This is a genomic window from Modicisalibacter luteus DSM 23508, from assembly GCF_000378505.1.
GTDB lineage: Bacteria > Pseudomonadota > Gammaproteobacteria > Pseudomonadales > Halomonadaceae > Modicisalibacter > Modicisalibacter luteus.
Window position 1 is genome coordinate 151,938 of sequence record NZ_KB899989.1, and the last position, 19,870, is coordinate 171,807.

Here is a 19,870-nt window from a genome sequence, read left to right on the forward strand (position 1 = left end):
GCATTGCTTATAGGTATGAACTCAGGCCCGCGATTGTGGATTAGGCCAAATCAGGTCAAAGGTCTTGAATGTTCTCGTTGACTTCCGTCGCTTGGTAGATCGTAGTCAGAGACGGCAGCAGCAGGCGCAAGACGCGGTTCCAGCGAGCCAGCGGTGCAGCTGTGACATACACAACGTCGGTTGGCTCGAGCATGAACTGAGACCCGATCACGAAGGCCGCCGCATTGCTAGCATCCAACTGATAGACTGTCGCGTAGGTATCGCTGGGAACCGGGTTGCGACGTATCACGAAGATGCCGGAGGCGTTGGCGTTTCCTTCATCTATCCCGCCCGCCTGAGAAATAGCCGCCGTTAATGACAGGCGAGTATTGCCCATCGCAAGCGATGCAGGCTGATTAACCTGGCCCATGACGAAGACCTGCTGGTTGCCAACTTCCGGGACATGTAATACATCGCCGTCTTCAAGCAGTAGATTCTGCTTCAAATCACCATAAACCAGCATCTCGTAAACCGAGAGTGACGTGTCAGTGTTATCACGGGACAGTACGACCTCACGCCAATTTGCTGAATCGGTCAAGCCTCCCGCCTGGCTGATGGCGTCCAGTACGCGTAGGGGCACGTTGGTGATCGGGAATTGGCCCGGTGAGTTCACCTGCCCTGTCACGTAGGCCTTTTGGGAATTGTAAGCTGCCACCTTCACATCCACTTGTGGCTCGGCAATAAAATCCGCCAGACGTCGCTGGATCTCGTTGCGCACGTCATGCACTGTGCGGCCCACAACGTTTACCTGACCGACATAGGGATAGAAGATAGTGCCATCGGAATGCACAACGTTGCCCGATTCCGCAGCGCTTCGCTCGCTACCGGCGGGAATGGTCAGTTCAGGATGGTCATAGACGATGATGTTAAGCACGTCACCACGGCCTATGTAATAGTCATAGTCGGGCGTTGACTCAGCGGGCCTGCCGCTGTTGACAAGAGCCACATCCGCCGGATCTCGTGTCGTAGCATTCATTTCTTGAATCAGGTCAAGAGTGATGGGCTGGACATCGACATTGACCTCGCTCAAAGGATCGCTCTCGGCCTCGTAATCGATGTGTCCCCCTGGCGCTGCTGCGCAGGCAGACAGCCCCATCGCCAGTAAGACCCCCGCAGCAGGCATGCCCCATCGAGTACGGTTTTGCATTAGACGTGTTAGCATTTTTTTATTCGCTCTCATTCCAAGAAGAAGGAAGGCAATACAAGCAAGCCGTCAAATGGCATGACTTGCATTACCAACAAGGCTTATCCATAAGCCACCTGGATAAAGCCCCGCTTGCGATGCGCTTGTAGAAACAAGCGTTCTTTTCGGTTGTCTCTCAATCAAGGTAGGTATCCTTACCGTTTTGTTGTTCCCTTGGATTTGCCACGCTACCGCCCTGAGGTTACTCAGGCGCTTCCTCAAGGCCATTACGACAGCGTTAACAAACTACTAGAGTTACAATGTAATCAGATTGAAAACCAAACTGACCATAACGATAAGCTAGATCAAACACCCTCAGTTTGTAAGAGTTTGACTTACTTATTTTACATATGGTTAATATTCACCATCTTAATAATATGACCCTCATCGTTAAGCTAATACCAATAAGATTATAAATCTAATGCATGTATCGTTTACTTAGCGCTTTGCAACGACCCGTTCGGCTCCTCTCTTATTACTTATATAGCTTGTCAGTTTGCAGCCTGGTTTTCCCATGGGCCAGCCCTGATTTTTCGTAAGCTACTGTTTTATTGAGATTATTTAGTAACATTCACTCTTTCCGTAGCCGGCTTCTCCTCTCCACTTACTCTTAAAGCAGGAGAAAAGGTCATTGCAAGAGTTAGAATTCTCCTCTTTAGTACGGATCAACATTCTATTTTCGTTATGTTTCTTGTTTTTTAAAGTCCAGATAAAACCATCCCGGAAAGTGGTAAATAATTGTAACCCCAAAAGGAGGGTTTACGAGCGCCCAGCATCAGAATATTAAAAAGCCTTACCAATCACTATGCGAATTTCCAAGAAACCAAATTAAATAATAAACAACGTGAGAAATAACACTAAAAAATTAATGCGATCCATTTAGCATTTTAATGTTTCAAAGACATGGAAAAGTGATGTCCAGCTAACTGAATAGCCCAACCAAAGCATGGCTCGCTAACACTTAGCAAAGTAGAGAAATGAACATTGTTACTTTATAGTCTGAAAAGTATCTATTAGGTACAGTCAAGTTACAATACAAAGCCCTATAACAGGCAGACAAGGACATGCATTCTAGTGGGATCACCCGATGGGAAAGGAAATGATAGACGCCTGGAGGCGGAACGGTATAGTGTCGCATGCGCCTATGACACATTGCATTTAATTCGCAAGAAGAGAAGCATGCATAACAATGCCAGTAAAACGCGAATTCAACACAATCAAGCAGGTACCGCAAACTGGAGCTAAGCCTTTACTAGCCCCTAGCCCATATGCTTCAGGCAAGAATTGCGGTCTAATGTTAACGTAACGCCTTCTTACGCATAGAAAAACTGCGACCATTCATAAAGTACTTGATCCGGAGTTTTCTGAATCTTTTGAATTCATGAACACAAGGTTTTTACTCTTGTTTCGCTGCACTTCAGTTATTCTTTCAGCAAGCTCGTTATACCGATGCGATTTTATAAAGGAGGTTGCCGCCATAACTGATCCGTAAATACTTATGTGCCCATGTTGATCGAAGCTATAGGGAATATTTTCTTCTGTAACTTCCGATGGGACTCCATTGACATGGAAGAGTGAGCTTCTGTCCATATAGAATACATTTGCATAGTTCTTGGTAAAATTCTCTATCGCCTTATTCGCTTCGACTGCTTCCAAGTCTCCTACCTTACTAAATTCGTTGATATCAAAGTCAATATCGAAGAGGACACTTCTGACGTACATTTTTCGTACATCAACATCGAAATACGTTGGAGTGGCCATTACGATAACAAGTTTCGACTGTCTAGCTGCATACGAAATAGCGTCGTAGACGCCCTGCATCTGTTCAGCCGAATATATTTTCTTCCATGACCCGGAAAGCACCACAAAATCGTAGCCAGATGCATTTTCTAAGAAATATTTTCTATTTACCAAGCATTGATCATAGCTTCTAGAAGTAACATCACCATAAATCACATCGTTCGTGCTTGGATAACACCAGTTAGTCGTAACTGAGTTCACCTCAGCTGAAAGCTCTTTGCCTAGCTGGTCCCAAAAAGGTCCATAATGGCCCGCGAAAGAATCGCCGAATAATAGCCCTTTCAAGGCAGAGTTTCTTTCTCCGCGCCGACACTCCAGCCCTTTACTACCAATCGGAAGGTGCTCATTGGTGTTAACATCGTAGAAGCACCAACCATTGGTTACCCGCGGCAGGTCGAGCTTTTCCATTGTGGCATAAAAATCATCGCTCATGCGTTTCGGATATCCATCCGAAAATATAATCGCTGCGCTAAAAATAGCAGCTACGGTCGTAGGCGCACCGATTCTGATTAATGGTCTAATACTAGACTTAGTAAGCGATGTTTTTTTCTTCCTGGCCACATTCTCTATGTAATTATAGGAAATATAGCCAAGCACGATTGATATCACTATACCTGTTATCACCCAAAGCACATTACTCATCAAACCAAAATAATGCATCCAAACAACGACAGGCCAGTGCCACAGATAGATTGAATAAGAGGATTTTCCTAAAAATTCCGAGATAGGGTTGCTTGTTAGGGGTGAATCTTGCCTCGCTTGTAGCATGATCAAAGCGGTGCCGATTACGGGAAAAGCAGCCAGCCAGCCAGGCCAAGCCACCGAAGAACTAATAAAAACAGCACTGAACGCTATCAATACAAAACCCACGGCCTCCCATAACATCTTGTTTTCATGACTCTTCTGTATTGGAAACAAAAAGACCAGTGCACCGACCATCATCTCCCAGGCCCGGGTCGGTAACAGATAAAAAGCGTGGGTTGGCCACCGACCAGACGCGTAAATGGATAAAGCGAAAGAGAGAATAGCCGCTATCACTATGAACCAACGTATGCTGTGCAACGGAAAGAACTGGCGCAAAGCGACAATAGCGATCGGATATATTAAATAAAACTGCCACTCTACAGATAGCGACCAAGTGTGCAGCAACCAATTATCATGGACTGCTTGCTCGAAATATCCTGAATCTTGAGTGTAGATAAAATTAGATACAAAGGTCAAGCTTCCTAGAACCTGATTCGCCAACTCCTCGTAACCTCCAGGCAATAACAGCACCCAGCCAACAAGAAGAACGATAAAACAGACACACGCAAGCGCAGGAACTATTCGGCGAGCCCTATCGAGATAAAACCCAAGAACAGAAAAGCTGTCTTTTCTCATCCTTGAAAATATGATCCCGGTCATGAGGTAACCTGAAATAACAAAAAAAACATCGACCCCTATAAACCCTCCCTGCATCCCCGGGATTCCAAAATGGAAAAGAACGACTAGAGCAACTGCTATTGCCCTTAGCCCATTTATATCTCGCCTGAATTCCATGGGCCTGTACCTCGATTAACCAAACCACACATGCTTTTATAAGACTTGTTTCATTTCACTTTATCCAAACACATTTCAGTTTCAGCTATAGCTTTCTTGAACATAATTATTTGTCGGTTGAACGGCGCTATCTACATCAGCGATACTCACGTTATGCTCAGATCTATTGCCTATTAACGAAACACTAACTTTCAAAGTTTCAAAGGGTGAACTAACCGTCTCGGCCCTCGGATTAAAACCAACGCTTTCAATCACACCCTGCAAGATGACTTTTGACTTAGCAAATTCTGCTTTGCATAGCAAGTTGCAACTGGTTTTTAAATCCCCCCAGACTACCTGCAGCAACTTAATTTTAGAAAAGTATTTGCGTGTAATAAATATCCTGTTTCTGACATGATGTCTGTAAAATTTTATTCTGACAGGGTTTTCTTCATTGTGTATATTTAGGGTTCCACTTCTCTGACGAACATGCTGAACTCGGCTTTTCCCTACCAAGAATCCTGGCATGGTCTGGCTAACTCTTAATGTATATTCGTAATCCTCTCCCCAAATGAACATGGATGCGATGGGTAAACCATGCTGTTCTAATACCGAGCGATGTACGAGTATAGAGACAAAGGTTGCTCGTTGGACAGGTATTAGCCCATGCATGGCCATTTCAGGCCAATTTCCGTAGCCAATCCTGTTCTTCAGCACACTCAAGACAGGTGTATTCGTAACATCTTTGTTTTCTGTAAAAGCAGTAGATAAAAGAAAGCTGTGATCAACTTTCTTGTCATTTAAAAAATTCTCTGCTTCAAGGAGCTGTTGCAATGCATCCGGGTCTGGAATGACATCATCATCCATCATCCATACGAAATCGGCTCCATGTTGATATGCTAAGCGAAACCCCGCATTGAAGCCGCCCGAGGCACCAATATTATTGGAAAGCACATAACCTATTAAGCCGGGATAGTGGGATTCCATCAGCATCTGCGAAGTACCATCCTGACTAGCGTTATCAACAACGATTACGCTATCGCAAGGGCGTGTTTGGGAATACACAGCATCCAAGGCGCATTTAAGCAGGTCTTTACGGTTATATGTCAGAATGACAGCTACCACTTTGCACATTATATCGACTCCCAGGAAAGCTACATTGGGTTTGACCTCACTCTGCATGAATTCAGTAAAGGGGTTGTGTATGTTCGGAGATAAGAGGCCAGCTACTATCCTTTTCTGAAACGACAGTAACCGGAATAGGCCAGTCGATGCCTAATTGCTCATCTCTATAATTCAATCCTCGCTCGGCTTCGGGATTATAGGCGGTTGAGACCAGGTAGCTTACTTCTACATTGTCGTTCAGGGTTTGAAATGAGTGCGCGAAGCCAGGCGGCACATAAAGCTGATACATGTTTCTGTCCGTCAGCTCAAACATTTGATGTTGCAAATAGGTAGAGGACCCTTTCCTTATATCGACTATAACATCCACGATCGCCCCGCGAAGGCAACGTACAAGTTTAGCTTCCCCATAAGGAGGTGTCTGGTAATGTAAGCCTCGCAGCGTTCCGCGTTGGGCAGAAAATGATGTATTTTGTTGTACGAATCTGTTAATCAATCCATGTTTTTCAAATTCTTCCTGGCACATGGTTCGCGCAAAATAACCTCGCTGGTCACCTCTCGGCTCTAGCTCTATTAGCCACGCATCGTTAAGCGTTGTTGAGTGAAATTTCATCATTTTCTCCAAAGAGCTATTTATATACTAATCATGCAAAAAAGTGTTCCTGCTCTGCATATAGCCGATCTATCAAGCGATCTGACGGGAATTGCACGTCTTCAAAAGTCAGCGGAGTATCCTTTTCCACTGGCTTGGCCAGGCTACAACCAAGCGCCAGCCCAACCGGTAAAAGCCTGTCCTGTCGTATGGTTTCTATATTTTCGGCAACACCATAGACCTCGAAGCCACCGAAATCCTTGATTTCCTCGCCTACGGCCAAGCTTTTCTTGGCCACGGCAATCACCCCGACCTTCGGGCCATGCTTGGGCGCAAGTACGGCATCGTTGAACAGGACTGCCCTGGCGATGGAGTTAGGTACTTCAAAATGGCATAGGTGATAAGGTGTATAGAAGCAGTAGTAAGGTCCCTTTCCCATCTTATAGAGTTCCAAGTAATGCTTTTGCCGAGGGTTCTCAAGAGTACCCAAGACAAACACTCCCGGCCCCGGCCTTGCCCCAACGACATAATCGACCAGGCCAGGCCCCGCTGGATCAAGATGGGGCTCAAAAGACGATATAGTTTCTTCAATAGGTACTAATGGTGCGCCAGGGTCGCCTTGAGAAAAATCGGGGCCAAGCATGCCACGACGAGCCACCTGCATATCAGTGCCGTTGGCAACAATAGCTTGTTCAAACGATATCTTGGTGCCATCGGCAAACGAAGCGACCATGGCGGGTTTCTGCCCCCAACGCTTGGCAAAGCTTTCCTGCGTTGCCGGGTTGCGATAGGGATCGTGCAGGCCTTTGATATTGCCGCAAAGGACCGGGGTAAGCCCTAAACCAGCCACGAAACGATGAAGGTTCATTTGTACGCCTGGCTGGTCACCATCGGAAAAGGTATAAATGACACCCGCTGCATCCGCTTTCTTTTTGAGAATGGGCCCGACTGTGCCATCCAACTCGGCGTTCATCTGGATGACATGCTTGCCGCTTTCCAATGCCGCTACTACAGCATGTGCGGCAAATTCTACCGAGCCGGTAACTTCAATGATGGCATCAAGCCCACCGGAACGAGCCAGCGCTACGGCATCTTCGGTCACAGCTGGCCTACCCGCCGAGATGGCGGTTTCTAATGCTTCTTGCGTATCGCACTGCACTGGGTCGATGCCGGCCTGGCCGAAGACACTAATTGCCGCAGGTATATTGCGATTAGCGATAGCACATAATTTCATGCCCGGCGTCGCAGTCATGATTTGTAGGCCAATGCCACTGGCCTGAAAACCTGCGCCAACCATGCCGACACGGATCGGATTGCCTTCAGCCTGCCGCTTGGCAAGGCCAGTATCGATGATTATCATTCTTATACGAATCCCTTCATAATTAAGCGGGCTTACCTTGAGACCTTAATCACTCCATACTTTCCAAGGAGGACTACTTTCCCAAGCGGCTTCCAGCACTCTCTTGTCGCGCAACGAGTCCATACACTGCCAGTAACCGCTGTGATGGTAATACCCTAGTTTTCCGAGCTTAACCATGCGCTCTAGTGGCTCGTTCTCCCACGTGGTTTGACTATCATCTATCAGCTCGAATACTTCCGGTTCACAGACAAAATACCCTCCGTTTATCAGCCCCCCGTCTCTTTCCCCCTTCTCCCGAAAGCCTTGGACACGATTCGACCCCTCGTCGAATCGCAGTGCACCAAATCGCCCAGGTTGGGTGACCGCAGTTAACGTACACCAATTTCCTGATGCTCGATGCGCGTCGATTAAACCAGGTATGTTTATATCGCTTACGCCATCACCGTAAGTCAGGCAAAAAGGGCCATCTGCCAATAAAGGCATTGCTTTTTTTAGACGTCCTCCAGTCATGGCGCCTTCGCCAGTATCAAGCACTGTGACTTTCCAGTCTTCATTTACGCTCTGAAGCCAGTCGATACTGCCGGTTTTCAAATCTATGGTGTAATCTGTGAGGTTGCCACGATAGTTTAAGAAATAATTCCTTATATAATTGACCTTGTACCCCCCCAGTATGACAAAATCCTTAAACCCATAATGAGCATATGTTTTCATGATATGCCAGATTATGGGGCGCCCCCCAATCTCAACCATGGGTTTGGGGCATATCGCAGTTTCTTCACTCAAGCGTGTGCCATAGCCGCCAGCAAATATGACCACTTTCATGTTTCTATCCTCTTTGAAGAATCCTAGGGAGGCTTAGATTTTTTGTTTTCTATCTTTTAGCCAATCCAAGCGTTCAGAGAGACGCCCTTCTTCTATGTGTCTCTGCAAAACATGGAGGCGCATCAGAGGTGATGCCCGAAACTCGGAGTCGGAGAAACTCATACGCTTAAGCCCCTCGATCAAACCGTAAATTGAATCCGAGAGCGTTAACTGAGGTAAAAAATCAGGGGCCAAGCTGGCAAACAGGTCAAAATTCACCTGATAGGAACGACTGTCCATAGGCGCCTCAGTATTGATGTCTACTGATGTGCCAGGAACAGCATCGGCCACGGCATATGCAAGGTCTCTTACCTGATGGTTGCGTGCGTTCGATCCGGTGTTGACGGATAGGATGCGACCACCATTGTTTGCCTTGCGCTGTACTGCCCAATCTATAGCCCTAGCCATGTCGGCTACGTCAATTAGAGGTCGCCATGGTGACCCATCACTCAGCACTGTGATCCGTTTCTGGCTCAGGGCACAGGCAACGAAATCATTCAGAACCAGATCCAGGCGTAAACGATCTGACATGCCACAAGCTGTGGCAAAGCGCAGGCTAGTGATAACCATGTCCCCCTCAATGGCTGCCAACGCTTCTTCTGCGCCAACCTTGGACTTGGCATAGTCCGTAATGGGGGCTACTTCATCATTTTCGCAGCGAGGGGCACCAAGAGCGATACCGTAAATGCTACAGCTAGAGGCGAACACGAAGTTGCTTACGCCTGCCTGCTCGGCTGCTCTGGCGGTCAAAATAGTAGCGTGCTGATTAATTTCTGCCGTGGCCACGGCGAAGCGCGAGCCCATCGGGTCATTGGAGACGGCAGCAAGCTGCACTACAGCATCATAACCTTCAAGCTGCTCCACCGAGATGGACCGTACATCGCCAAAGTACTGGCGCTCAAGGTACCGCTCGGGAAGATACGCAGCCCCCGTCAAACAGTGCGCAAAATAAGCATTATCGTAACCGTGGAGAATTGCAGTGGGATGCGCTTCTGCCAACCCTCGGACCACCGCAGAGCCGACATACCCCATATTGCCTATAATTAATATTTTCACAGTTTTCCCTAGATATCTTATAGTTAGCGCCTAGCTTCAACCCGGCTAACAGTTTTTTGTCAGTGAGCATCGCCGCTTAATTGCCAAAAACCGCGGCATCTCGCTCTGTTATGATCCCTCTTACCTTGTTTACGCACTGGTTGCGCAACCGTCAAGAATGTAACTTTAAATTATTTAATTTTCGAAAAAAGTAACTATGTTTATAATATTCACTTCAGTAGACATCTAAGCTGTGTTAAAGCTTTTTGAATGGAAACTTCTGAGTTTTCTTCGTGTTAACAGTGAGTGGCTTATCACCCAGCAGAATGATGGCGATACTGGAAACTTGGTAATGCCCATTGGCCTACATCCAGCGGATCGGGCCAACGTAGCCCGCTAAGCAAAATCTGAGACGTAAAGGTTTCGTCTGATGGCGCGCTCAGGATGCAATATGTAGCGAATAGCATGATGCGATTCATCTTCCTCGAGTCTTACGGCTGCATTAATATTTGGTAATGCAAAATAACACTTAGGTAAAAGTTGCAGGCACCCTATGACTGACAGCCACCGCAAGTTCGTTAGTGTTATCGTGCCGGTATACAAGGATTGGCACAAAGCCGAGCGATGCATCGAAGCCTTGTCCCTACAGACCTACCCGCGGGATTGGTACGAAATCATCGTTGTGGATAACGATGAGAGCAGCCCAGGCCATCAGCTGCTACATGACTGCATCCTCATCAGCGAACCTAAGCCCGGCTCCTATGCGGCGCGTAATGCCGGTCTTCAAATCGCCAAGGGGGAGATCCTCGCCTTTACCGACGCCGACTGCCTGCCAGACAAGCGCTGGCTGGAAAACGCCGTTAGCTACTTGGCTGAGAGGCAGGTTGATCGCCTCGCAGGTCATGTAGAAATTTTTTTTCAAGAGCCCGGGTACAGCCTGGCGCACACGTACGAAAAAGCTTTTGCCTTCAACCAGAAAAGCTATGCCGCCGACGGGCATTCCGTAACCGCCAACTTGTTTGCCTACCGGTATGTCTTCGAAAAGGTGGGACATTTCAATCAGGAAATGATGTCAGGTGGGGATTTCGAATGGAATCGGCGGGCCACAAAACAGGGATTTTCACTCGCCTACTGTGAGAGTAGCGTTGTATTTCATCCTGCTCGCACGAGCATGAGAGAGATCAGGCAGAAAGCACTGCGGGTCGCGGGCGGTCAAATATACCGCTTGCCGCGATTCTGGTTTCTTCGCGCTTTCATGCCACCCATCGGAGTGGCGCGCTCTTTGGCTACCAAGAATAACCTGACTGTCACTGAGAAAATCATCGCATTCTTCCTAGCTTACTCCATGAAACTCTACAAGCTGAAAGCTATCGTGCTAGTTAAATTTGGCATGAGCAAACCAGCACGTTTATAAGCGCATGAACGATTTTCCTCCTATAAGCAGGCGAGCCCCGTCGTTGATTCGACGGGGCTCGCCTGCTTTTGGCTCTTGTACCGCCTGCACGACGTCAACGGATAGCGGATCTACCTAGCGGTATGGAGGCGCTTAGAAACTCACATTCAGCGCCTTCGCCAAGGCCTGCTTCCAGCGTTCATCGCGCTGGCCACAAACGATGAAAAAAGGATTGAGTAAGCTGTCCTGACGGTTGCATCGCAGCGGTTCCAGCGTGTAGGCATTAAGCACTTCACCACCGGCGGCGGCAACCACAGCCTGGGCGGCCGCCGTGTCCCACTCGCTGGTCGGCGCCAGTCGTGGGTAAAGATCAGCCTCGCCTTCGGCAACCAAGCACAACTTGAGCGAGCTACCCATGGAAACACGTTCATTGTTCGGCAGGTCGGCACAGAACGCCTCAAATTCAGCGGCACCGTGCGAACGGCTACCGACCACTTTCCAGGGTTCCTTTTCGGGGTCGGGTAAAGTGCGTACACGAATGAACTGAGGCTCCTCACCCTTGACCTGCTTCCAGGCACCCTCGCCCATTTGCCCCCACCATGTCGTGCCGCCGTCTTTTAGTGCCGGGGCATGTACGATACCAATAACGGGAACCCCGTTTTCAATCAACGCAACGTTCAAGGTGAACTCGTCGCTTTTCTTAATGAATTCCTTGGTCCCATCGAGCGGATCGATCAGCCAATAACGAGCCCAACCGCTGCGCGTCTCGTAGGGAATCTCTCCAGACTCCTCCGAGAGTACGGGAATATCCGGAGTCTGAAGTTTCAGCAGATCGACAAGTGCGTGATGTGAGGCCATGTCAGCCTCGGTCAGTGGGCTATCGTCAGCCTTTGTTTCTACATCGAAATCGCGACGGTAGATTGTTAAAACCTCGCGGCCTGCCGACTCGATGCCGGCACGAATGGCATCGAGTCGCTGTCGTTCGGGGCGTTGTGTCACGCCACCTCCTTTTCTAATTTGCGATACCCGTGAGGGTTCCTGGATTGCCAGCGCCAGGTATCGACCATCATGGCATCAAGGCCACGCTCGGCTTTCCAACCGAGTTCCTTGGCCGCCTTGGTCGGGTCGGCCCAGAACTCGGCGATATCGCCGGCACGACGTGGCGCTATCTTATAGGGAATCGGGCGACCACAGGCTTTCTCGTAAGCAGCCACCATCTCCAGCACTGAATAGCCGGTTCCTGTACCAAGGTTCCAAATATTCACGCCGGGACGGTCAGGTAGGGCCTCCATCGCCTTGAGGTGGCCTTCAGCCAAGTCCATGACATGGATGTAATCACGGATGCCGGTACCATCACGGGTCGGGTAATCATTGCCGAATACCGACAAGGCTTCCAGCCGCCCGACCGCCACCTGGCTGATGTACGGTACCAGGTTGTTGGGAATCCCTTGTGGGTCTTCGCCGATCTGGCCACTCTCGTGAGCGCCAACGGGGTTGAAATAGCGTAATAACGCCACCGACCAGTGTTGATCAGCGCGGGCCAGTGCCTGAAGCATCTGTTCGACCATCAGCTTGGTCTGGCCGTAGGTATTGGTTGGCGTACCGGTTGGCATGTCCTCGCGAAAGATCGGTGTACCCGGCTCACCATATACCGTGGCCGACGAACTGAACACGATACGATGCACACCAGCCGTCGCCATGGCCTGGAAGAGGCATAGGCTACCGGAGACGTTATTTTCGAAATACGCGAGCGGCTCTTGCATGCTTTCACCAACAGCCTTCAGGCCGGCAAAGTGAATCACCGACTCGATGTCATGCTGGGCGAACAAACGATCCAGGCATGCCCGATCACGGATATCCCCTTCGATGAAACTGACCGTTCGATCTGCCAGAGCTTCTGTGCGCCGTAGCGACTCGAGCGAGCTATTGCTGAGGTTGTCCAACACTACAACGTCATGCCCCGCCTGCAGTAGCGTCAACACGGTGTGCGAACCGATATACCCTGCGCCACCCGTAACGAGAATCGTCATCCTTGCCTCCAGTCAATTTTCCTTGTTAAACGAGACTGCCGCTTTTTGTTGCTTCTTTATCAATAGTAGATACCCCAGGAAGCCTAGCCCAGCCCCGAGTGAGTCCAGCAGAAAGTCGTTCAGCGATGGGGTCCTGCCAGGTATCCATTCCTGCAAGAGTTCTACCACGGCGCCCAACACAAGCATAATCGTTAACGTGCCAATCATTTGCAGACGCGGCCACGCCCAGGGTAAACAGAAGGCCATGGCCACGAACAGAACGAAATGTGCCACGGGAGGTACCGAGAACGGCAACCCCAGCCATGACTCGATGGCGTTACGCAACGGGCCAGGGAGCAGCCCACCGATAGCGAAAAGTAGAAAAAAGAGAAGAAATACGGCGGAGACCCACGCCAAACGATGGTTTATAGGCATTATCGTCCATGAAAAATTACTTGAACATCATAAGCAGATTATCTTCAGGTCGGCTTAAACACCAGTACCGAATGTAGAGGTGTCACGTTTGCGTATACCCTCCTGGCGAAGCATGCCTGCAATGATATAGGGACGGTCGGCCTCGTTAGCATGTAACAATGTTCAAAGCATGATCCGCAAATGTCATCTGCGGGCGTTTTACTATTTTACGTTGAACGAGGCTACAGTTTTTTCGTCCAGCTATCGGCCGCACGCACCAATTGACCATATACGTGCTGGAACGCTTCGGGGCTTTTGCGATAGGGGTCAGGGATTTCCTCGCCCTTGCCTCCCTGCCCCAGCCAGCGGCCAAACAGCATGGTCTTGCCGGTTGCGGAGGGGGCTAATTTGGCGACAGCTCGACGCTGGCCTTCACTCATGACCAATACGAGGTCTGCTCGCTGGATCATCTCTTCGGTAACCTGACGCGCCTTATGCTCGGAAACCTCCAGGCCATCGCCTTCAGCCAAGGTGCGAGCCGATGGATCGACGCCCTGATCGACCAAGGCGCCAAGCCCGGCCGATTCTATGACAATATGCGGCAGCCGGGCCTTCAGCAAGGCTTCGGCGACAGGGCTGCGGCAGATATTACCGGTACACACGATAAGGACGCGAGTAAATTTCATTAATCACTACTAGGCAGGCTGTTCAGTTTCGCCGACTTCGTGGCCTGGAACACGGTGTTCAGCGACGGTAATTACAATTAGAGTACACGATTCCGGCGTGAACGTGTGCAGTCGTGCCATTAATCACATCGGTCGTCTGCAATAGAACATGGACGCTGGACGAGTAGCTACGGCTTGGCTTCATTGGTACCCCACGACCTGCTTCCTCCTGCACGTTACAGCCGGCATGAGCTAGCCCTTGAGCATGAGATCGGCGCTAATGAGTCATCACTAAGGAAGCGCCGGGGTGAGGTGCCAAACGCTTATCTAGCCGGCTGAACGAAAGGAGCTTTCCCACGCCAAACTCTAGCCTTTCGCTAGAGAAAAGAAACTGCAGCGAAAAACACCTACTCTGTCTTGCTCATAGAGACCCAAAAATTGGGTCAACTAAACACTAATGCTTTTTTATCAAAATAATGATTGTAACATTTAGCATACAGAACCAAAGCTTCTTGTAATTCCTTGTAAAAAACAGCACTTCACTAATAAAAAAAAAGCCAATACGATTCCGTGAGGTAAAAAATACGAAAAAAGAATGATGTTAAAAATAACGTTATTGTCATAAAACAACAACAGGGTATACGTTTATGCAGGGAGAGCAGCTGTGAATTATGCAGGAAAACTAAAAACGTTATTTGTGCAAGAAAAAAGCACATACAATTATGAATTAATTTTCATCATAAAACATATGTTAAAGAAGCTTCTGCCGAGCAGACTTTATATAACCATGCAATACAAGAAGAAGTTTGGCGTTTTCCCAAGGCTAAGGGAACCTAGAACTTTCAATGAGAAAATCTGTTGTCGTCGCTTTAGGCCTGAAGCTATTTTCTCCGAACTAAGCGACAAAGTTGAAGTAAGGAACTATGTCGAAAAGAAGGTTGGAGAAAAGTACCTTATCCCCATATATGGAGTATGCAACTCCCTTACAGAAGAGGTTTATGAAAGTCTACCTGAAAGCTTTGTCATGAAAGCTAACCATGGCTCCCGGTACAACCTTATTGTTGATCAAAAGAGCCAGTATAGCTTTGATGACTTAAAATACATAAGCGACAGATGGCTATCTGCAAATTACTATGCCATAGCCAGAGAAGCACACTACAAAAAAATAAAGCCGAAGATTTTATTTGAAGAAAAACTAATTCTGAAAAACAGGCATTTGCCTCTCGATTTCAAATTTTTCTGCTTCAGAAAATCTGGAGCGGCTCCTGTAGTAATAATAGAGGTTTCTTATGATCGGTTCACCAACTATAAAGTAGATTACTACAACCAAAACTGGGAAAAACTGGATGTCGTTGAAGAAAGGTTCGTTAAAGGTGCTGATCTGCCAAGACCTGATAACTTGGATGAAGCCATGGAGGTCGCACTAAAGCTATCAGAAGAGTTTTCTTTCGTACGCGTAGATCTATATATGGTCGATGGAAAAATATACTTTGGAGAATTAACTTTCACACCTACTGCAGGGGTTATACGCTTCAAGACGAGAAAAGTCGATGAGGAATGGGGACAACTTTTTGACTCTTGACTCAATCTCTATCAATAAAATGCGTATCGCTATCCAGTAACATAGGGTCTCCGAGGATGAATAGTTTTTCTCAAAATTCACAGCGCAGGCTGGAGATAGAGGGCTTGAGAGCCGTTGCAGCCAGTTTGGTTGCTGTGTATCACATTTGGTTGGGCGGAGTGTCTGGAGGGGTAGATGCCTTTTTCGCCGTTTCAGGCTTTCTCATAACTTCATCTCTCCTTTCTCAACAAGAAAAACAAGGGAGAATCAACCCTTTTTACTTCTGGGCCAAACTAGCTAGACGTATTTTTCCAGTTGCGCTCCTAGTTATCTTTACTACAGCTATATTTGGGACATTCATATTACCTCAAGTACTGTGGGTAGATACTATAAAGCATGCTGCTGCCTCGCTTGTTTATGCAGAGAACTGGCGTTTGGCCTTCGATGCCGTCAACTATTTGACGCAAGGCATGGAAGCAACACCCTATCAGCAATTTTGGGCCCTTTCGGTCCAAGGGCAGTTCTATTTACTCTGGCCTATCGTATTTCTTTTCATATTAAGCTTTAAGGGAATAAAATCTAAAAGACTCTTCCTTGGAGGGGCTTTTCTATTAATTTTTTCAGCTTCACTGATTTACTCTGTGATTTCCACTGCACACAATCAAGCCTTTGCTTACTATGATACTTTCGCACGTTTATGGGAGTTTTCGATAGGAGCTGCACTCGCCTTGTGCATTAACAAAATAAAGATCAATAAAATTTTAAGCTTTTCGTTAGGATGGCTTGGCCTGCTAGGCCTGGTATTCTGTGGTTTAGTTCTCGACGTATCCAACCAATTCCCTGGATACGTTGCCTTGGTTCCTACACTAGGCGTTGCGTTAGTCATTATTTCTGGCAACAGTATCACGCAGGGTAGCGCTGCACAGCTACTATCCAACAGGTATCTCGTCAGATTGGGTGGATACTCTTATGCATTTTATCTTTGGCACTGGCCTGTACTGGTATTTTTCCGGCACCTGACAAAAAAGGTCGACATCTCATTTATCGAAGGTGCAATGATCATAGCAATATCTTTTATACTTTCTATAGTTTCGACACGCCTTTTCGAATCCCCAATCAGAAATTCTTTATCATTAAAAAACTCTGCACCATTGAAAAGCTTTTTGGTCATAGCTTTCATGGCATTTCCAGCCGGCGCTACCATTGCAGGATGGGCTGCATATACGAAAGGCGAGTTGTTGAAAAAAATTGAGTTACTCGATATCAGCGACCCCCGTTTTTTGGGGGCACGAGTACTCTACGAAGCCCCTACTGAGCCACAGGGCCTTGATGTCTACCCTACTCCTGTTAATGCTAGCCGTGATAGACCTAAGCCATACATGGATCAGTGTCAACAAAAATCAACTGAAGCGGAACTGTTAAGCTGTGTATATGGAAAACCGGATGGCAACAAGGTCATCGCCATCGTCGGCGGTTCACATTCCGTCCAATGGCTACCCGCATTTGAAGCATTCGCTGAAGAAGACGGCTACAAGCTAGTCAACTATACAAAAAACTTCTGTTTGTTTTCTTCCCCAGTTGGATTCGGAAAGGTCTATTCGTACCCTTCCTGTACCGAGTGGAACGCTCAATTGATGCAAGAGCTGATTGCCTCGAAGCCTGACCTCGTCTTCACAACTTATACACGGGATGGAGGCATCAACGAATACGTGCCCGAAGGGTATCTCGCCTGGTTCAAGAAACTCGAAGAACATGGTATACAAATACTAGCCATGCGCGACAATCCCTGGCTGCCTTTCGAGCCTTCCAAATGCGTTGAAATTTATGGTGTTAAATCCGCCAAGTGCCGAGTTGACAGGGATAAAGTATTAGCAAGAACCGACCCAATAAAAAATATTGAGATAAATTTAACGAACACAAAGTTCGTGGATTTTTCTCATTTTTTCTGCGATGAGGAAGAATGTTTCCCTGAACTGGGTAACGTACTGATATATCGAGATTCTAATCATATTACGGGTTCGTACATGCGCACCATTTCACCCTACTTGCGCAAGGAAGTGCAGTTAGCCATGAACCGGCCTTGACCTGCATCATATAGAAAAAGGGCACCCGAAGGTGCCCTTTCTTTTTGTGCCTAGTGCGCTTATCGCGCAAGGCGTGGCTTACCAGCCAGTAGCTTCTTTCAGCGCGTCGCCGATCTCGGCCAGCGAGCGAACGGTCTTGACGCCCGCCGCTTCGAGGGCTGCGAACTTCTCATCCGCCGTGCCCTTGCCGCCAGCGATGATGGCACCGGCGTGGCCCATACGCTTGCCGGGAGGTGCAGTGACACCGGCGATGTAGGAGACGACCGGCTTGGTGACGTTGGCCTTGATGTAGGCCGCCGCTTCTTCCTCGGCCGTGCCGCCGATTTCGCCGATCATGACGATGGCTTCGGTCTGCGGATCCTTCTCGAACATCTCAAGAATGTCGATGAAGTTGGAGCCCGGGATCGGGTCGCCGCCGATGCCCACACAGGTAGACTGGCCGAAGCCATGGTCTGTGGTCTGCTTGACCGCTTCGTAGGTCAGTGTCCCTGAACGAGAGACGATACCGACCTTGCCCGGCTTGTGGATGTGACCCGGCATGATGCCGATCTTGGTCTCACCCGGGGTGATGACACCGGGGCAGTTCGGGCCGATCAGGCGTACGCCCAGCTCGTCGCACTTGACCTTGACGTCGAGCATGTCGAGGGTCGGGATGCCTTCGGTGATGCACACGATCAGCTTGATGCCGGCATTGGCGGCTTCAAGGATGGAGTCCTTGCAGAACGGAGCCGGAACGTAGATGACCGAGGCTTCGGCGCCCGTCTCCTCGACGGCTTCCTTGACGGTATTGAACACCGGCAAGCCCAGGTGCTCCTGGCCGCCCTTGCCGGGGGTAACGCCGCCGACCATCTTGGTGCCGTAGGCGATCGCCTGTTCGGAGTGGAAGGTCCCTTGCCCGCCAGTGAAGCCCTGGCAGATGACCTTGGTGTTTTTGTCGATCAGGATGCTCATTACTTGCCCTCCGCCGCTTTGACCACTTGCTGCGCAGCGTCAGTCAGGCTGGTAGCGGCGATGATGTTCAGACCACTGGATGCCAGCTTCTCGGCGCCCAGCTCGGCGTTGTTACCTTCCAGACGGACCACGACCGGCACATTGACGCCGACCTGCTCCACTGCGCCGATGATGCCTTCGGCAATCATGTCGCAGCGCACGATACCGCCGAAGATATTGACCAGAACGGCCTTCACGGATGTGTCGGAGAGGATAATCTTGAAGGCTTCTGCCACGCGCTCCTTGGTGGCGCCGCCGCCAACATCAAGGAAGTTTGCAGGCTGGCCGCCGTTGAGCTTGATGATGTCCATGGTGCCCATGGCCAAACCGGCACCGTTGACCATGCAGCCAATGTTGCCATCAAGCGCGACGTAGTTGAGTTCCCACGCTTGGGCGTGCGCTTCGCGCTCGTCTTCCTGGGATGGATCGCGCATGGCCTGCAGGTCGGGGTGACGATGCAGAGCGTTGCCGTCGAGACCGATCTTGGCATCCAGGCAGTGCAGGTTGCCCTGCTCGGTGATGACCAGCGGATTGATCTCGAGCAGTGCCAGGTCCTTGTCGTGGAACATCTTGGACAGGCCCAGGAAGATCTTGGTGAACTGCTTGATTTGGTCGCCTTTCAGGCCCAGCTGGAAGGCAAGCTCACGCGCCTGGTACGGCTGCGCACCGACCAGCGGGTCGATCTCGGCCTTGAGAATCTTCTCGGGGGTTTCTTCCGCGACCTTCTCGATCTCGACGCCACCCTCGGTGGAGGCCATGAAGACCACGCGGCGGGTGCCACGGTCTACGACGGCACCCAGGTACAGCTCTTCGGCGATGTCGGTACAGGTCTCGACAAGGATCTTGGCGACCGGCTGGCCCTTCTCGTCAGTCTGGAAGGTCACCAGGTTCTTGCCCAACCACTGCTCGGCAAACGCCTTGGCTTCGTCGGCGCTCTTGACCAGCTTGACGCCACCGGCCTTACCGCGGCCACCGGCGTGAACCTGGGCCTTGACGACCCACATGTTGCCGCCGATCTTCTCGCACGCTTCGGCAGCTTCTTCGGGAGTGTCCACGGCAAAACCCTTGGACACCGGCAGGCCATAGTCGGCAAACAGCTGTTTGCCCTGATATTCGTGAAGGTTCATCGTGTCATGCCATTGGTTGCATGTGACTCGAATGGTGACGCTGGGCGACCTTGACGCCGGCCCGCATCACCCCCGTCCGCTCCCGGTACATGGCCGGGAGCGACGCGCCGCTTGGGG

General features: G+C 49.4%; 16 protein-coding genes. 3 read left to right on the plus strand and 13 right to left on the minus strand.

Annotation, left to right across the window (positions count from 1 at the left end):
• Positions 1 to 55 precede the first annotated feature (55 nt).
• The 7 genes from F568_RS0100710 to F568_RS0100740 all read right to left on the minus strand — a co-directional run bounded on the left by F568_RS0100710 (position 56) and on the right by F568_RS0100740 (position 9,531).
• Positions 56 to 1,186: a polysaccharide export protein gene (locus F568_RS0100710; RefSeq protein WP_019016780.1), complete on the minus strand. Its 1,131-nt coding sequence runs from the start codon at positions 1,184 to 1,186 to the stop codon at positions 56 to 58.
• A gap of 1,374 nt (positions 1,187 to 2,560) precedes the next feature.
• Entirely contained in the window at positions 2,561 to 4,561 is a 2,001-nt protein-coding gene (locus F568_RS21915; protein ID WP_019016781.1) for an acyltransferase family protein, read from the minus strand.
• A gap of 81 nt (positions 4,562 to 4,642) precedes the next feature.
• On the minus strand, positions 4,643 to 5,674 hold the full coding sequence (locus tag F568_RS0100720; protein ID WP_229804278.1) for a glycosyltransferase family 2 protein: 1,032 nt from the start codon (positions 5,672 to 5,674) through the stop codon (positions 4,643 to 4,645).
• Between the two features lie 52 nt (positions 5,675 to 5,726).
• A complete protein-coding gene (gene rfbC, locus F568_RS0100725) occupies positions 5,727 to 6,275 on the minus strand; it encodes a dTDP-4-dehydrorhamnose 3,5-epimerase (protein ID WP_026300241.1) in 549 nt (182 codons plus the stop codon).
• Between the two features lie 31 nt (positions 6,276 to 6,306).
• Positions 6,307 to 7,614 carry an NAD(P)H-dependent oxidoreductase gene (locus F568_RS0100730; RefSeq protein WP_019016784.1) on the minus strand — a complete coding sequence of 436 codons (1,308 nt, stop codon included), beginning with the start codon at positions 7,612 to 7,614 and terminating at the stop codon, positions 6,307 to 6,309.
• 45 nt (positions 7,615 to 7,659) lie between these two features.
• The gene (gene rfbF / locus F568_RS0100735) at positions 7,660 to 8,436 is read right to left on the minus strand and encodes a glucose-1-phosphate cytidylyltransferase (RefSeq protein WP_019016785.1); all 777 of its coding nucleotides are present in this window, start codon (positions 8,434 to 8,436) and stop codon (positions 7,660 to 7,662) included.
• A gap of 33 nt (positions 8,437 to 8,469) precedes the next feature.
• A complete protein-coding gene (locus F568_RS0100740) occupies positions 8,470 to 9,531 on the minus strand; it encodes an NAD-dependent epimerase/dehydratase family protein (RefSeq protein WP_026300242.1) in 1,062 nt (353 codons plus the stop codon).
• Positions 9,532 to 10,063: 532 nt separating this feature from the next.
• On the opposite strand from F568_RS0100740, the gene F568_RS21920 reads away from it, so the two are divergent.
• Positions 10,064 to 10,924: a glycosyltransferase family 2 protein gene (locus tag F568_RS21920; RefSeq protein ID WP_019016787.1), complete on the plus strand. Its 861-nt coding sequence runs from the start codon at positions 10,064 to 10,066 to the stop codon at positions 10,922 to 10,924.
• A gap of 132 nt (positions 10,925 to 11,056) precedes the next feature.
• On the opposite strand, the gene cysQ is transcribed toward F568_RS21920, so the two are convergent.
• From cysQ to F568_RS0100765, 4 genes are all read right to left on the minus strand, one after another.
• On the minus strand, positions 11,057 to 11,902 hold the full coding sequence (gene cysQ, locus F568_RS0100750; RefSeq protein ID WP_019016788.1) for a 3'(2'),5'-bisphosphate nucleotidase CysQ: 846 nt from the start codon (positions 11,900 to 11,902) through the stop codon (positions 11,057 to 11,059).
• Entirely contained in the window at positions 11,899 to 12,933 is a 1,035-nt protein-coding gene (gene galE / locus F568_RS0100755; protein WP_019016789.1) for a UDP-glucose 4-epimerase GalE, read from the minus strand. Before galE ends, cysQ begins: the two co-directional genes overlap by 4 nt.
• Before the next feature lie 12 nt (positions 12,934 to 12,945).
• On the minus strand, positions 12,946 to 13,347 hold the full coding sequence (locus F568_RS0100760; protein ID WP_019016790.1) for a VanZ family protein: 402 nt from the start codon (positions 13,345 to 13,347) through the stop codon (positions 12,946 to 12,948).
• Positions 13,348 to 13,568: 221 nt separating this feature from the next.
• A complete protein-coding gene (locus F568_RS0100765) occupies positions 13,569 to 14,012 on the minus strand; it encodes a low molecular weight protein-tyrosine-phosphatase (RefSeq protein ID WP_019016791.1) in 444 nt (147 codons plus the stop codon).
• Positions 14,013 to 14,655: 643 nt separating this feature from the next.
• Here F568_RS0100765 and F568_RS0100770 point away from each other — a divergent pair.
• Both F568_RS0100770 and F568_RS0100775 read left to right on the plus strand, forming a co-directional pair.
• Positions 14,656 to 15,573 carry an ATP-grasp fold amidoligase family protein gene (locus F568_RS0100770; protein WP_019016792.1) on the plus strand — a complete coding sequence of 306 codons (918 nt, stop codon included), beginning with the start codon at positions 14,656 to 14,658 and terminating at the stop codon, positions 15,571 to 15,573.
• A gap of 56 nt (positions 15,574 to 15,629) precedes the next feature.
• Positions 15,630 to 17,636, plus strand: coding sequence for an acyltransferase family protein (locus F568_RS0100775; RefSeq protein ID WP_026300244.1), 2,007 nt, complete (start codon positions 15,630 to 15,632; stop codon positions 17,634 to 17,636).
• 78 nt (positions 17,637 to 17,714) lie between these two features.
• On the opposite strand, the gene sucD is transcribed toward F568_RS0100775, so the two are convergent.
• Both sucD and sucC read right to left on the minus strand, forming a co-directional pair.
• Complete coding sequence (sucD, locus tag F568_RS0100780) at positions 17,715 to 18,587, minus strand: succinate--CoA ligase subunit alpha (protein WP_019016794.1); 873 nt, start codon at positions 18,585 to 18,587, stop codon at positions 17,715 to 17,717.
• On the minus strand, positions 18,587 to 19,753 hold the full coding sequence (gene sucC / locus F568_RS0100785) for an ADP-forming succinate--CoA ligase subunit beta (protein WP_019016795.1): 1,167 nt from the start codon (positions 19,751 to 19,753) through the stop codon (positions 18,587 to 18,589). Before sucC ends, sucD begins: the two co-directional genes overlap by 1 nt.
• Positions 19,754 to 19,870 lie beyond the last annotated feature (117 nt).